We start from the raw sequence: 15005 nt of genomic DNA on the forward strand, positions 1-15005 counted from the left end.
TGAAGATTTGAAGATTTGAAGATTTGAAGATTTGAAGATTTGAAGATTTGAAGATTTGAAGATTTGAAGATTTGAAGATTTGAAGATTTGAAGATAGGCTAATTTTTTAGCTCTTAAAATGTAAAAAAGAAGATAAAGCTTAAGCTTGATCTTCTTTCTGGCCGTAGAACCAAGTAGCAGCGATATAAAGACTAAAAGCAATTACCATCAATACACTAGTCAGGGTCATAAAGAAAACTCATCATTCATTTGATAAGCGCATTATGTAAAAGTTTTATGACAGTTATATGACAATGATGAAATTTCCATAATTTTAATTAATTAATAAAAATCATATATTTATAATAAATTTAATTATATTCAAATAAACTTTAAGCTGAAATATGACAGTAAATATGACAAAAACCGGTCATTTTTAACCAATCTTTCAGCCAAAGTAATATGCCTTATTGCTTAAACTATAAACTTTTGGCCAATGTCCCTGCAAAACGCCCACAACCAGATTCATTTGTCTTATAATTTAGCCCGCTAGCTAACAGCCCGCTCAAGAGATATTTGTATGACAACTATTATCAAGCAAGATGACTTGATCACATCGGTTAAAGATGCGCTTCAGTTCATTTCTTACTATCATCCACAAGACTTCATCCAAGCGATGAGCCGTGCGTACGACCGTGAAGAGAACAAAGCTGCGAAAGATGCGATCGCGCAAATCTTAATTAACTCACGCATGTGTGCAGAAGGCCACCGCCCTATCTGCCAGGATACTGGTATCGTCAACGTATTTGTTGAAGTGGGCATGGATGTTAAATTTGATTTAACCATGAGCCTGGACGATGCGATCAACGAAGGTGTACGTCAAGGTTATCTTGAAAACTCTAACGTGCTTCGTGCATCTGTACTGGCTGACCCTGCTTTTGGCCGTAAGAACACCAAAGACAACACGCCTGCTGTGATCTATCACAAACTTGTTCCAGGTAACAAAGTAGACATCACTGTTGCTGCTAAGGGTGGCGGTTCAGAAAATAAATCTAAACTGGCAATGTTGAACCCGTCTGACTCAATCGTAGATTGGGTACTGAAAACTGTTCCAACTATGGGTGCAGGCTGGTGTCCTCCTGGTATGCTGGGTATCGGTATTGGTGGTACTGCTGAAAAAGCCATGATGCTTGCAAAAGAAGCATTGATGGAAGAGATCAACATGGACGAATTGCTGCGTCGTGGTCCACAAAACAAACTTGAAGAACTTCGTATCGAAATCTTCGAGAAAGTAAACGCATTGGGCATTGGTGCTCAAGGTCTTGGCGGTTTAACCACTGTTCTAGACATCAAGATCAAAGATTATCCTTGTCACGCTGCGGGCAAACCAGTCGGCATGATCCCGAACTGTGCTGCAACCCGTCACGCACATTTCACGCTTGATGGTTCAGGTGTTGCGCATATTCAAGCACCAAGCCTTGAAGACTACCCATCAGTCACTTGGGATTCCTCATCTTCTAAACGTGTTGACCTAGACAACATTACCCAAGAAGAAATGAACTCTTGGAAACCAGGTGATACATTACTTCTTAACGGTACGATCTATACTGGCCGTGATGCTGCACACAAACGTATGGTAGACATGCTGAACAACGGTGAAGAACTTCCTGTTGATCTGAAAGGCAAATTTATCTACTACGTAGGCCCTGTTGATCCAGTAGGTGACGAAGTTGTAGGCCCTGCAGGTCCAACAACTGCGACTCGTATGGATAAATTCACTCGTCAGGTATTAGAAGCAACTGGTCTTTACGGCATGATCGGTAAAGCGGACCGTGGTCCTGCTGCTGTTGAAGCAATTAAAGACAACAAAGCAACTTACCTCATGGCGGTTGGTGGTGCTGCATACCTCGTATCTAAAGCAATCCGTGAAGCTGAAGTGGTTGCATTTGCTGATCTGGGTATGGAAGCGATCTACAAGTTCGTAGTGAAAGATATGCCTGTTTCTGTTGCAGTTGACGTAAATGGTACATCTGTACACGCGACTGCTCCAAAAATCTGGCAAGCGAAAATTGGCAAGATTCCAGTAGTTGACGCTGCTGCAGGCTAATTTAAGCTGCATGAAAAAAGCACCCTTAATGGGTGCTTTTTTATTGGAATTTTAAAATTAATTACCAGGTTCTTGGATCCCAGAGTTTAAACGGTGTGGTTAACTGTACATCTGTAGATGGATCATATTCAGTCGCCTTAATTTTCTGGGCTTTCTTGCGGATTTTCCCAGTTTCCTGATCCTGTGCAAAAAAGTTAAAACTGTCCGATTTTAACTGGGTAAAAGCAATTTCATTGAGTCCCATACTGCTTGGCATTAGCATCAGAGGTCCCGGAACACTACGACGGGTGCTTAAATTTTCTTCATCATACTTAATAAAATAGGATTGACCCGCTTCTACTGTAAAGTCCAAATACTTAGGTTTTTGGAAGTGCAACGCACCTAAAGGGCGACTGGTACTCAAGCGATAAGTACCTGCAGGCAACTCAATCCAGTAATGATGATTATGCAATAAACTCGGAATACGATGCTGATTGATAAATAGGCTGGCAGCGACAATTTCCTGACGGTTCCATTTGGAATCCGGGCGGTATAAATAAACGATTGCAGCATCCTCATGCTGAGGTTTAACTGCCTGAAAATGATTACCCTGTTTCTGGTTGACCCAGCCACCAATCGTAAACATCCCCACCCGATGCTGTTCGACGAAGCCCGGTTTTTTTTCAAGATCAATATTTTTTAAAGTGCTGAGTGGCTGTGTAGGCTCAACTACGGCTTTTTTACCGTGACAACCCATCAGCGCCAAACTGCCGATGAGCACCATTGCGACTCCACGCATGCTTATCCCTCACTGCGTCTTTATTCTTGTATGTAAGTACTTTGCGATATATTTTTATAGCTTTCGGCATCCACGCCTAGATGTTGAGATTAGCATCTGCTTTTATCTTTTGGAAATAAAAAACGTGCGAAAACACGGGGTTTTCACACGTTTCTGACGAATAGCAATCAAGCAGATTTGCTATTCACCACCTTTAAATCAACTTTTACCGCTGTTTCTGGTTCATCATGTGGTTGACGTTCAGCAAGAAATTCTGGTGCAGCTTCACCATTAATGACTGCTTCATTGACTACCACAGTGCCTACATCGCTACGACTCGGCAAGTCATACATGGTTTCTAACAATGAATTTTCCAGAATCGAGCGCAGGCCACGCGCACCTGTATTATGTTCCAATGCTTTTTTCGCAACCGCACGTAGTGCTGAATCTTCAAAGATTAAGTCCACATTTTCCATCTCAAACAGATGTTTATATTGACGGGTTAATGCATTCTTCGGCTCAGTCAGAATCTGCATTAAAGCTTCTTCATCCAGCTCATCTAAAGTCGCAATCACTGGTAAACGACCAATGAATTCTGGAATCAGACCAAATTTCACTAAGTCAGTCGCTTCGACCTGACGGAACAATTCAGACAGCTTTTTGCTTTCGTCTTTATTACGGACTTCTGCAGTAAAGCCAATACCACCTTTCTCCTGACGCTGCTGTACGATTTTCTCAAGACCTGAGAATGCACCGCCACAGATGAACAGGATATTCGAGGTATCAATCTGAATGAATTCCTGCTGCGGATGCTTACGACCACCTTGTGGTGGAATTGAAGCAACCGTACCTTCGATCATTTTCAGCAAGGCTTGCTGTACGCCTTCACCTGATACATCACGTGTAATGGATGGGTTTTCAGATTTACGGGTAATCTTATCGATTTCATCGATATAGATAATGCCCTTTTGCGCTTTTTCGACATCGTAATCAGCTTTTTGCAAAAGCTTTTGTACAATGTTTTCAACATCTTCACCCACATAACCCGCTTCAGTTAGGGTTGTTGCATCTGCCATGGCAAATGGAACGTCCAGAAGACGGGCAAGGGTTTGTGCCAGCAAGGTTTTACCTGAACCGGTCGGACCCACCAGCAGGATATTACTTTTGGCAATTTCAACGGAATCATCTGCTTTCTTACCATTGGTCTGTACTTTCAGACGTTTGTAATGGTTGTATACGGCCACAGATAATGTCTTTTTCGCTACGTCCTGACCAATCACATATTGATCGAGCGCCGCACGGATTTCATGCGGTTTCGGTAAAGGACGGTTCGCCCAGTCATTGGTTTCGACCTGTTGACTGGTTTGAACCAAATCTAAGCATACGTCCACACATTCATTACAAATGTATGCGTCCTCGCCTGCAATCAGCTTTCCGACTTCAGACTGCGTTTTACCGCAAAATGAACAATGCTTTTGTCCTTGAGGATGTTCGGACATATTTACTCCAATATCTCAATCTCTAAAACTTATGGACGTTTCGTTAGAACTTCATCCACAAGACCGTATTCTTTCGCTTGCTGAGCAGTCATGAAGTTGTCACGGTCTGTATCGCGTGCCACTTTTTCATAGTCCTGACCGCTATGTTCAGCCATTAAACGGTTTAAACGTTCTTTAATGAACAGAATTTCACGTGCGTGAATTTCAATATCTGATGCCTGGCCTTTGAAACCACCCAAAGGCTGGTGAATCATGACACGTGCATTTTCAAGGCAGTAACGTTTGCCTTTAGTTCCTGCATTGAGCAGGAATGCGCCCATTGATGCTGCCTGACCCATACAATAAGTCACAACATCCGGTTTAATAAACTGCATGGTATCGTAGATCGCCATGCCAGCAGTCACCGAACCACCCGGTGAGTTGATATATAAATGAATATCTTTATCTGGGTTCTCAGCTTCTAAAAACAACATTTGCGCAACGATCAGGTTGGCCATATTGTCTTCAACTTCACCTGTCAGAAAAATTACCCGCTCACGTAAAAGGCGTGAATAAATATCAAAAGAACGCTCACCACGAGAGGATTGTTCTACCACCATTGGCACTAAAGCGTTTTCAATCGTTGGAACATACATAGGTTTATTTATTCCTAAATTTTTGTGACTTAATCCATAATCACAATATGAGGGATAATCAATGAAATTGCAAAATAATCGCGAATAATTCCATCATATTTTTTGCATTAGTTTTGTGAAAATCAGATATGTCAAGAAATTACTAATATGAAAAAAGGCGCACGAAGCGCCTTTTTAGGGAAAGCTTGAATTAGCCTTGTTGACGAGCTTGTTGCTCTTTCAATAAGTCTTCATAGCTTACAGTCGCATCAGTCACTTTAGCAGATGCTAGGATGTGATCAACAACTTGGTCTTCAAGTACAACTGCTTCGATTTGAGCACGTTGTTGCTTGTCATTTTTGAAGTATTCGATCACTTCATTTGGATCTTCGTAAGAAGAAGCCATATCTTCGATATAAGCTTCAACGCGCGCTTGATCTACTTCAATTTTCGCATCAGCAAGAATGCGGCTTACCAATACGCCAAGTTTAACTGATTTCTCAGCTTGTTCTTTGAACAGGTCATCTGGAAGCATGCTTGAATCAAATGCTTTCGCGCCTTGAGCACCGAACTGTTGAGTGAACTGCTGGATCATTTGTTGACGTTGACGGTCAATTTCTTGAGCAACCATTGCAGATGGAAGTTCAACTTCGTTTGCAGCTACAAGTGCATCGAAAGTTGCGCCTTTAACCTGGTTACGCAGGCCGTTTTTCACTTCACGTTCCATGTTTTTACGAACGTCAGCTTTCAGTTTTTCAACGCCATCTTCTTCAGAAATACCGAAGATTTTCAGGAATTCAGCATCAATTTCTGGAAGTTTTTGTTTTTCAACAAGTTTTACATTGATTTTGAATTGAGCTTGTTTACCAGCAAGGTTTTCAGCTTGGTAATCTTCAGGGAAAGTAACATCGATCACTTTCTCTTCGCCTTTCTTCATACCGATGATGCCATCTTCGAAGCCAGGGATCATACGACCAGAACCTAAAACAAGTTTAAAGTCTTGCGCAGCGCCGCCTTCAAATTTTTCGCCATCAACAGTACCTTCGAAGTCGAAAGTTACTTGCATGTCTTTTTTAGCCATGCCTTTAGTTTCAGCCCAAGAAGCGCGTTGTTTTTGAAGATTTTCAATCATCTTCTCAACGTCTTTGTCATTTACTTCGGACGCTTTACGTTCAACTTCCAGACCTTCGAATTTCACTTCAACTTCTGGATAAACTTCAACAGTCGCTTCATAAACTAAAGCGTCGTCTTTCATTTCAGTTTTTTCGATGTTTGGCATACCAACAGCGTTGATTTTTTCTTGTTGGATTGCTTCGAAAACTGTGTCACGAATGATGTCGTTGACAACTTCTTGGTAGATACCAGCGCCGTATTCACGACGAACTACGTTTACAGGTACTTTACCTGGACGGAAGCCGTTGATCTTCGCAGTTTTAGCAGTGCGTTTTAAACGAGCTTCAAATTGCTCATTAATACGGCTCGTCGGTACAGAAACATTTAAACGACGGGCAACGCCCGAAACCGCTTCAGAAGTTACTTGCATGGCTTCCTCTATATATTTGGTAATAACAGGTTTATAAAAATGTGCCACATTATATGACAACATTTGCAGATATACAAAACACAATACTTGAATCGTCTTTATTAATGCTGTAATAATCAAATTTATTCAGTCAAATTCATTTTTCTTTGATTAAATATCCCTTCCCTCAAATAAGAATAGATATATTGATTACTGAAACTGGACAGATCATCTCTTTAATCTGCATTTATGGATTTTTATAGTGCTTTTAGTAAACTTTTCTTTATCTTTTCTTCAATTTTTTTAAACTCTAATAATCTCAATAAAAGTAAAGATAATAATCTATTAATCAGATTTAGTTTAAATACATTAACTTAGAAACATTTTGATACACCATAACATCGCTAAAGGCAATTAATATAATTTTTAAAATCGTCATTTCCTATCTAAAAGTAATTCTTAATTTAAATAAGAATTATTATTATTCGCATACATAAATTTTATGCTTTTTTCGGGTTCCCACATGTCGTTTATCAAATCACGTAAAAAACTCGTTTCATCGGCGATTGCCTCTTCCCTCTCGATCGTAACTGTAAATGCTGTGGCTGATGAAAATGTGGTCAAGCTCGAAACTATTCATCAAGAAGTTAAAGCTGAACAGACACCAAGTTTAAAAGTAGATAATTCCGCAAATAAGAAATTTGTTGCACCCTTACTGGATACACCTAAATCTGTATCAGTCATTTCTAAACAACTGATTGAAGACACTCAAGTCACTACACTTTCTGATGCTTTACGTACTGTACCGGGTATTACCTTGGGTGCGGGTGAAGGCGGCAACCCGAATGGCGACCGTCCATTTATCCGTGGCTATAGCTCTGAAAGCTCAATGTATTTAGATGGTATTCGTAATTCAACCTCACAAAACCGTGAAATGTTTGCCATAGAACAAGTTGAAGTCACCAAAGGTTCTGCTTCTGCTATGGGTGGTGCAGGTACTGTTGGCGGTAGCATCAACATGATTTCTAAAGTGGCCAAAAAAGGTGACTTTTTAGAAGGTACTGTTGCTGGCGGTACAGATGCTTACGCACGTGTGACGCTTGATGGCAACAAAGATTTTGGCAATGGGATTGCTACACGTGTTGCCGTTATGGGCCACATGAATGAGAAAGCAGGTCAATCTGATGGTGCTGAATATAAACGTGCTGGTATTGCCCCTAGTATTACTTTCGGCTTAGACACCCCTACTCGTGCAACTTTAAGTTATTACTATTTAAAATCGGATGATACTCCCGATTCAGGTATACCATATTGGGATGCTGGTTTAGGTAAACCACAAGGTAAACCTGCGGAAGTAAAACAAGGCGTTTATTATGGTTGGAAAGATCGTGACTTCCAAAAACAAGAGAACCAAGCAGGGACAATCAAGTTAGAACATGATTTAACTGACAATCTAACCGTTACAAACACTGCAATGTACAGCAAATCTAAAAATGATTATGTCTGGACAAACCCTGATGATTCTAAAGGCAATGTAGCTAATGGCCAAGTATGGCATCGTCAAAACTCTGCCATCACAGATAGCGATACCTTTACAAATCAATTAGCATTGATAGGTAAATTTGCTACAGGTGCCATTAATCATAGCTTTAATGTTGGTGCTGAATACAGCAAGCAAGAAACTGACAAAGGTGGTTATAACATCATTAACAGTAAAGATGGCAAAGTTTCCTCAACTGGGTTTTACAGCGACTGTAAAGACCTTTCAAGCAATTGGTGTACTTCTCTAAACAATCCAACTCAAAAACCATTTTTAGATCGTCTAGAAGCCCGCCAAGACTTTGATGCCACGGTTGAAAGCACTTCTGTATATTTATTAGATAGTATTGAAATCACACCACAATGGTTACTTGATCTTGGTGTGCGCTGGGACAAGTTTGAAGCTGCACAAAACTTTCGTGCTACATCTTCAGCTGCTGCATATACAGCTAACAATGATTCAGACTTCTTTACATATCAATCAGGTATAACCTTTAAACCTGTTGAAAATGGTTCAATTTATGCAAGTTATGCTACCTCTGCCAGTCCTGTTGGCTTAAATGCTGGTTGGGGAGATAACAGCGAAACCATAAATGCTAATAACCAAATGATCGATCCTGAAGAAGCACAAACTTACGAGTTAGGTACTAAGTGGGACTTGTTAAATGATCGTTTGAATTTAACAGCAGCGATCTTCCGTACTGAAAAACAAAATACTCGTGTACAACTTGACCCAACAACTTATGCGAATGTAGGTGAAAGTAAAGTTGATGGTGTTGAATTAGGATTAAATGGTCAAATTACCGATAAATGGGATATTTCGGCAGGTTATACTTATCTTAATAGTGAATTAACAAAAAATGGTAAATCATGCCGTGGTTCAGGTTCAACAGCAACTTGTACAGATAATGCCATTTATAATGGCAACCAAATGCCTAATGTACCTAAACAAGCAGCAACATTATGGACTACCTATAAGATATTGCCGCAATTAACTTTGGGTGGTGGTGCAGTATATTCAGACAAAGTTTATGGTGATGTTGCAAACATCAAATGGGCTCCATCTTATGTACGCTACGATGCTATGGCGCGTTATAACGTTAACAAAAATGTGGATTTACAGTTGAATGTAAATAACCTTTCTGACAAACGTTACTTCACTAAAGCCTATGCTTCTCACTATGCTACTGAAGCAGAAGGACGTAGTGCAGTGTTAGCAGTCAACTTTAAATATTAATTCAATGCAACCGCATAGCCTCCTGATGGGGGCTATGTTATTTTTAAAAGACGATTATTCAGGGGTTTCTCGTGCTGCATCATATTCCAAATGTACTGAGCAAAGAACAGGTGCAATATTTCCGTGAGGAGATGAATAAGATTGAGTGGGTCAATGGCAAGGTTACCGCGGGTACGCTCTCTGCCACCGTGAAACAGAATCAGCAATTACCTGAAGATCATTCACTCACTCATCATCTCAGCAATATTATTCTGGAATCGCTGGGACAGCATGCTCTGTTTTTATCGGCGGCGATTCCACTGGATATTATTCCCCCACTTTTTAACCGCTATGAAAATAATGAATCTTTCGGCTTTCATGTCGACAATTCAATTCGTCGTATTCGCGGCAGCAGTGAACGCCTCAGAACGGATTTATCCTGTACGGTTTTTTTAAGCGAGCCGGACGAATATGTCGGTGGTGAACTGGTAGTCGAAGACACTTACGGTTATCACGAAGTAAAATTGCCTGCCGGCGATATGATTCTTTATCCATCCACCAGCCTGCATGAAGTTACGCCAATCACTTCCGGTTGTCGAATTGCTTCATTTTTTTGGGTACAAAGCATGATCAGGGATGATGCAGAGCGGCATATGTTGTTTAATCTGGATCAGAGTATTCAAAACTTGAGAGTGCAGCTGGGTGATCAGCATTCAGAAGTTATGAAACTGACCAACCTGTATCATAATTTAATGCGTAAATGGGCTGAACTTTAAAAGAGGCTCTGTCTTCAATGATCTTTATAAACAACTGGATCTATTGTTTATCAAAATATACTGAGTTGTGGCACAATTGAACGTAATAAATAACGCATTATGTCCAAATTAAGAAAATATAAAATACAATATTTAGAATAAGTGAAAATATTTTTCAATTCTTAAAGTTTATAAGAAAATCTTTATTAACATACGACTAAAATCCATAGAAAAAGCAAAAACTTTTCACGTTTTCTGGACTAAAATTAATCTTATAGGTTCACCATGCAGGTGTCTGGTCGATCCTGATGATCAAGACTTTAAAAAATACAGGATTGATCTTATTTACCCACACCTGCCTGTAAACGAATATATAGACAAAATCTATACTGTAGACCGAGCAACTGCTGCACCAAGCGAATTTGCCAGGCTACCTAAGGAGCTCTCTCATGATGTTGGCTGATCCAAGTAAAAAATACCGTCGCATGTATCAACGTGTGGACTTACCAGACCGTCAATGGCCGAACAATGAAATCACTAAAGCGCCAATCTGGATGAGTACTGACCTGCGTGATGGTAACCAGGCGATCTTCGAGCCAATGAACATCGAGCAGAAGTTCAAAATGTTCCAGATGTTGGTAAAAATCGGTTTCAAACATATTGAAATCGGCTTCCCTTCTGCATCTCAAATTGATTTCGACTTCACCCGTAAATTGATTGAAGAAGGTCATATTCCGGCTGATGTTTACATTGAAGTACTGGTTCAGGCACGTGACCATTTGATCGCACGTACTTTTGAATCTTTACAAGGTGCGAAACGCGCAATCGTGCATATCTACAACTCTAACTCTCCAACCTTCCGTCAAAAAGTGTTGAACGTAGATGTTGAAGGTGCAAAACAGTTAGCGATTAATGCAGCGCAAAAAGTGAAAGAATACGCAGCAAAACAGCCTGAAACTGAATTTGTTTTCCAGTACAGCCCTGAATGTTTCTCTGCAACTGAATTGGAAGTGGCGAAAGACGTTTGCGACGCTGTGACTGAAATCTGGGAAGCATCTCCAGAAAACAAAGTGATCTTGAACTTGCCAGCCACTGTCGAAGTCTCTACACCAAACGTGTATGCCGACCAAGTGGAATGGATGCACCGTAACATCGAGCGTCGTGATGGCGTGATCATTTCAGTTCACTGTCACAATGACCGTGGCTGTGGGATCGCAGCGTCTGAATTGGCGATCATGGCCGGTGCTGACCGTGTCGAAGGTTGTGTATTCGGTAATGGTGAGCGTACCGGTAACGTGGACGTGGCAGCAATTGCCTTAAACATGTACACCCAGGGTGTTGCGCCAAACTTGGATTTCTCGAATATCAACGAAATTATTGCGACTGTTGAAGAATGTACTGGCTTGCCTGTACACCCACGTCATCCATATGCGGGTGACTTGGTCTTCACAGCATTCTCTGGTTCACACCAGGATGCAATCAAAAAAGGTTTCGAATTCCAGAAAAACCAGGAAATCTGGGATATGCCGTACTTGCCGATCGATCCGAAAGACTTGGGCCGTGACTATGACGCTGTCATCCGCGTGAACTCACAGTCTGGTAAAGGCGGTATCGCTTACTTGTTAGAATCGAACTACAACGTGACCTTGCCACGTCGTTTACAGATCGAATTCTCGCAAATCGTGCAGCAAAAAACTGATGAAGATGGTACTGAGATTTCAGCACAAGCAATCTGGAGCTTGTTCAAAGAAACATATGTTGCGGCGAAAGATGCACATTATTCAGCGAAAAACTACAAATTGTCAGATGAAAATGGTAATCAGGTGATTGAGCTGGATATTGAAGTGAATGGTGAAACCCAGCACTTGCGTGGTGAAGGTAACGGTCCGATCTCTGCAATCTTGGATGCCTTACAATTGCCGATTGATGTCTTGAACTATGAAGAACGTAGCATCAGCTCAGGTGCACATGCCAAAGCATTGGCATTGGTTGAACTTCAAGTAAAAGGCACAGGTAAATCTGCCTTTGGTGCGGGCGTACATGACAACATCGTGACCTCTTCAATTGAAGCGATTATTGCCTGTACCAACCGCCTGATCGACCAGGATGTGTTAAGCACTGAACAGGTGATTGCTGCTGCCGTCTAAACCCGGTATTTGAATTAGCGATAATTCATAGCAGTAAAAAGACTTTAGAAGGATACCTGCAAATGGTATCCTTTTATTTATTCATACTAAAGATTTAAGGCGAATCATTCCCGTGTCTTTTCCAGCTGACTCAGTGGGCCTTGTTGTCCCACAAAAGTTCCAATTCGAACAGCCGTTAGAGCTTGAATGCGGTCGCATCCTCCCACGTTTTGAACTGATGGTAGAAACTTATGGCGAACTGAATGCCGATAAGTCCAATGCCATTTTGATCTGCCATGCCCTGTCTGGCCATCATCATGCTGCAGGTTATCATCATGAAGATGATAAAAAACCAGGCTGGTGGGATGCTTGTATTGGCCCGGGTAAGGCAATCGATACCAATAAATTCTTTGTGGTGGCGCTGAATAATATCGGCGGTTGTAATGGTTCTACTGGTCCTACCTCTCCTAATCCCGAAAATGATAACCGCCCATATGGTCCAGACTTTCCGCTAGTCACTGTGCGTGACTGGGTGAAAACTCAGGCGATGCTGTCTGACCGTCTGGGGATTGATGTGTGGTATTCCATCATTGGCGGCTCACTCGGGGGCATGCAGGCCTTGCAATGGTCGGTAGATTATCCGGACCGTCTGCAAAAATGCGTGATTATTGCCAGTGCACCGAAACTGTCTGCACAAAATATTGCCTTTAACGAAGTCGCGCGTCAGTCGATTCTGTCTGATCCGGACTTCCATCATGGCCGTTATCTAGAAAATGACAGCTATCCAAAACGAGGCCTGATTCTGGCACGGATGGTCGGTCATATTACCTATCTGTCTGAGGAAGCCATGAAGCAGAAATTTGGCCGTGATTTAAAATCTGGCAAATTCATGTATGGCTTCGATGTGGAATTCCAGGTCGAAAGCTACCTGCGTTATCAGGGTGAACAGTTTAGCCGTAACTTTGATGCCAATACTTATCTGATCATGACCAAAGCACTAGACTACTTTGATCCTTCACGTGAATATCAGCAGTCACTGGTCAAAGCGATGGCGCAAACCAAATGTAAGTTCCTGGTGGTTTCATTTACCACAGACTGGCGGTTCTCACCTTCACGTTCTGTTGAAATCGTAGACGCCTTAATTACCAATAATAAGCCTGTCAGCTATCTGGATATTGATGCTGAGCAAGGCCATGACTCCTTCCTGTTCCCGATTCCTCTGTATGTAAAATCCTTGCGCGCCTTCCTGGGCGGTGAAGAACATCTGCGATCAACACCGAAGGAGGCTGTGTAATGCGTATTGACCAACAACTTGCTGAAAAATGGATCAAGCCCGGTTCACGTATCCTCGACCTCGGTTGTGGTGATGGCGAACTGCTGGCCCATATGAGCAAAAAGCACAATATTCGTGCATATGGATTAGAAATTGATCAAGAAAAGATTGCAATTGCGATCAGTCGCGGGTTAAATATCATCCAGCAGGACTTAAACCTCGGTTTAAGCCGTTTTGCTGACCAGTCTTTTGACTATGTGGTGATGGCACAGGCTTTGCAAGCTGTAGATGCACCAGACGTATTATTGCGTGACATGGTGCGTGTAGGGAAACAGGCCATTATTACCTTTCCAAACTTTGCGCACTGGAAGACTCGTTCTTTCTTGGCATTAAAAGGGAAAATGCCGGTTTCGGAAGCCTTACCCTATATGTGGTATAACACCCCGAACATTCACCTATGTACTTTCCGTGACTTTGAAGCATTATGCGCGGAAAACAACATAAAAATTATTAATCGACTCGCTGTGAATGGGAATCAAGAAGATAGTTTGCTTAGCAAACATCTCCCAAATCTGTTTGGTGAAGTCGCAATTTATCGAGTGAGCGCTCTATGAAAAAATTATTATTAAGTACGACGCTACTGGCTGGACTTTTTGGCATGCAGGCCCATGCCGATTACGTTGCACCAACGCCTTCTGTGGCCAGCCAAGCAGCGCAATATTCAGTAATGGACATTCATAGTCTGACTAAAGCAGCTAAAGCGGGTCAGCCTGGTGCACAATTTTATTTAGCAACCAAATATCAATATGGCAAAGACGTCCAGAAAGATGAACGTCAGGCCTTTGCATGGTACAAAGCTGCTGCCGACCAAGGTCTGGCAGTGGCTCAACTGAATGTTGGCCGTATGCTGGCAGATGGTATTGGTACCAAAAAAGATGAAACACTGGCTCGCCAGTACTTCGAAAAAGCAGCTAGCCGTGGTGATAACCGTGCCAGCTTCAATCTGGCCATGATGGAAGAAAAGAAGAAAAACTACATGGGTGCTTACCAGTGGTATGAACTCTCTACCCGCGATGGCATGCTGGACAATAAAGTGATTACTTTATCTGAAGGTAAGAAAACTGCATTGGCAGCTAACTTAACCCAAGAACAGATCCGTCAGGCACGTGACCGTGCAGACAAATGGATTCAGGCACAATAAGCTAAAATTTTTAAAGAGCACCTTCGGGTGCTTTTTTTATACTTTAAAAAAACTGTAACATATTAAAAATAATAAACTATTTCTAAAGCCTATAAAGGGAATTTACATGAAAAAATTTAAGGGATATGCATCATTGCTGTTATTTTTTTCATTAGTCGCATGTACAGTCTCAACAACTTCTTACAACACTTGGAATAAGCCTGGCATAACTAGATATGAAGCAGATAATGCTCTCGCAAAATGTAAATATGATTTAGGCTTAGCCAAAATTGATGCAATGGATAGAGAAGATATGGTTAATAACTGTATGAAGGCTCAAGGTTTTAGAAATAGATAAAATTAAAAGCACCTTCGGGTGCTTTTTTATTACCGGTTTATTTCACGTAAATTGGCAAGCAAGGTTAAAATAGTCCCTCC

Annotated in this window: 12 protein-coding genes; 8 read left to right on the plus strand and 4 right to left on the minus strand. The window is 41.4% G+C overall.

Annotated elements, in window-relative coordinates; genetic code table 11:
* The first annotated feature begins 559 nt into the window (after positions 1 to 559).
* Positions 560 to 2086 carry a fumarate hydratase gene (locus F897_RS00605; protein WP_005232211.1) on the plus strand — a complete coding sequence of 509 codons (1527 nt, stop codon included), beginning with the start codon at positions 560 to 562 and terminating at the stop codon, positions 2084 to 2086.
* A gap of 61 nt (positions 2087 to 2147) precedes the next feature.
* Here the strand turns inward: F897_RS00605 and F897_RS00610 are convergent, their stop codons facing one another.
* From F897_RS00610 to tig, 4 genes are all read right to left on the minus strand, one after another.
* Positions 2148 to 2864 carry a DUF2846 domain-containing protein gene (locus F897_RS00610; RefSeq protein WP_005232213.1) on the minus strand — a complete coding sequence of 239 codons (717 nt, stop codon included), beginning with the start codon at positions 2862 to 2864 and terminating at the stop codon, positions 2148 to 2150.
* A gap of 167 nt (positions 2865 to 3031) precedes the next feature.
* The gene (clpX, locus tag F897_RS00615; RefSeq protein ID WP_005232215.1) at positions 3032 to 4342 is read right to left on the minus strand and encodes an ATP-dependent protease ATP-binding subunit ClpX; all 1311 of its coding nucleotides are present in this window, start codon (positions 4340 to 4342) and stop codon (positions 3032 to 3034) included.
* A gap of 29 nt (positions 4343 to 4371) precedes the next feature.
* Positions 4372 to 4977 (minus strand): ATP-dependent Clp endopeptidase proteolytic subunit ClpP, encoded by a 606-nt coding sequence (gene clpP, locus F897_RS00620; protein WP_004781985.1) that lies wholly within the window; start codon positions 4975 to 4977, stop codon positions 4372 to 4374.
* Positions 4978 to 5167: 190 nt separating this feature from the next.
* Positions 5168 to 6499 (minus strand): trigger factor, encoded by a 1332-nt coding sequence (gene tig / locus F897_RS00625; protein WP_005232218.1) that lies wholly within the window; start codon positions 6497 to 6499, stop codon positions 5168 to 5170.
* Between the two features lie 502 nt (positions 6500 to 7001).
* On the opposite strand from tig, the gene F897_RS00630 reads away from it, so the two are divergent.
* The 7 genes from F897_RS00630 to F897_RS00660 all read left to right on the plus strand — a co-directional run bounded on the left by F897_RS00630 (position 7002) and on the right by F897_RS00660 (position 14925).
* Positions 7002 to 9254, plus strand: a complete 2253-nt coding sequence (locus F897_RS00630; RefSeq protein ID WP_004781982.1) for a TonB-dependent receptor — start codon at positions 7002 to 7004, stop codon at positions 9252 to 9254.
* A 71-nt stretch (positions 9255 to 9325) separates the two neighbouring features.
* On the plus strand, positions 9326 to 10009 hold the full coding sequence (locus tag F897_RS00635; protein WP_005232220.1) for a Fe2+-dependent dioxygenase: 684 nt from the start codon (positions 9326 to 9328) through the stop codon (positions 10007 to 10009).
* A 428-nt stretch (positions 10010 to 10437) separates the two neighbouring features.
* Positions 10438 to 12135, plus strand: coding sequence for a 2-isopropylmalate synthase (gene leuA / locus F897_RS00640; RefSeq protein WP_005232223.1), 1698 nt, complete (start codon positions 10438 to 10440; stop codon positions 12133 to 12135).
* 112 nt (positions 12136 to 12247) lie between these two features.
* Entirely contained in the window at positions 12248 to 13408 is a 1161-nt protein-coding gene (gene metX / locus F897_RS00645) for a homoserine O-succinyltransferase MetX (RefSeq protein ID WP_004781977.1), read from the plus strand.
* Positions 13408 to 14001 (plus strand): methionine biosynthesis protein MetW, encoded by a 594-nt coding sequence (gene metW / locus F897_RS00650; RefSeq protein WP_004781976.1) that lies wholly within the window; start codon positions 13408 to 13410, stop codon positions 13999 to 14001. Before metX ends, metW begins: the two co-directional genes overlap by 1 nt.
* On the plus strand, positions 13998 to 14588 hold the full coding sequence (locus F897_RS00655) for a tetratricopeptide repeat protein (RefSeq protein ID WP_004781974.1): 591 nt from the start codon (positions 13998 to 14000) through the stop codon (positions 14586 to 14588). Before metW ends, F897_RS00655 begins: the two co-directional genes overlap by 4 nt.
* A gap of 106 nt (positions 14589 to 14694) precedes the next feature.
* Complete coding sequence (locus tag F897_RS00660) at positions 14695 to 14925, plus strand: hypothetical protein (protein ID WP_005232225.1); 231 nt, start codon at positions 14695 to 14697, stop codon at positions 14923 to 14925.
* Positions 14926 to 15005: the final 80 nt, after the last annotated feature.

The organism is Acinetobacter variabilis, from assembly GCF_000369625.1.
Lineage (GTDB): Bacteria > Pseudomonadota > Gammaproteobacteria > Pseudomonadales > Moraxellaceae > Acinetobacter > Acinetobacter variabilis.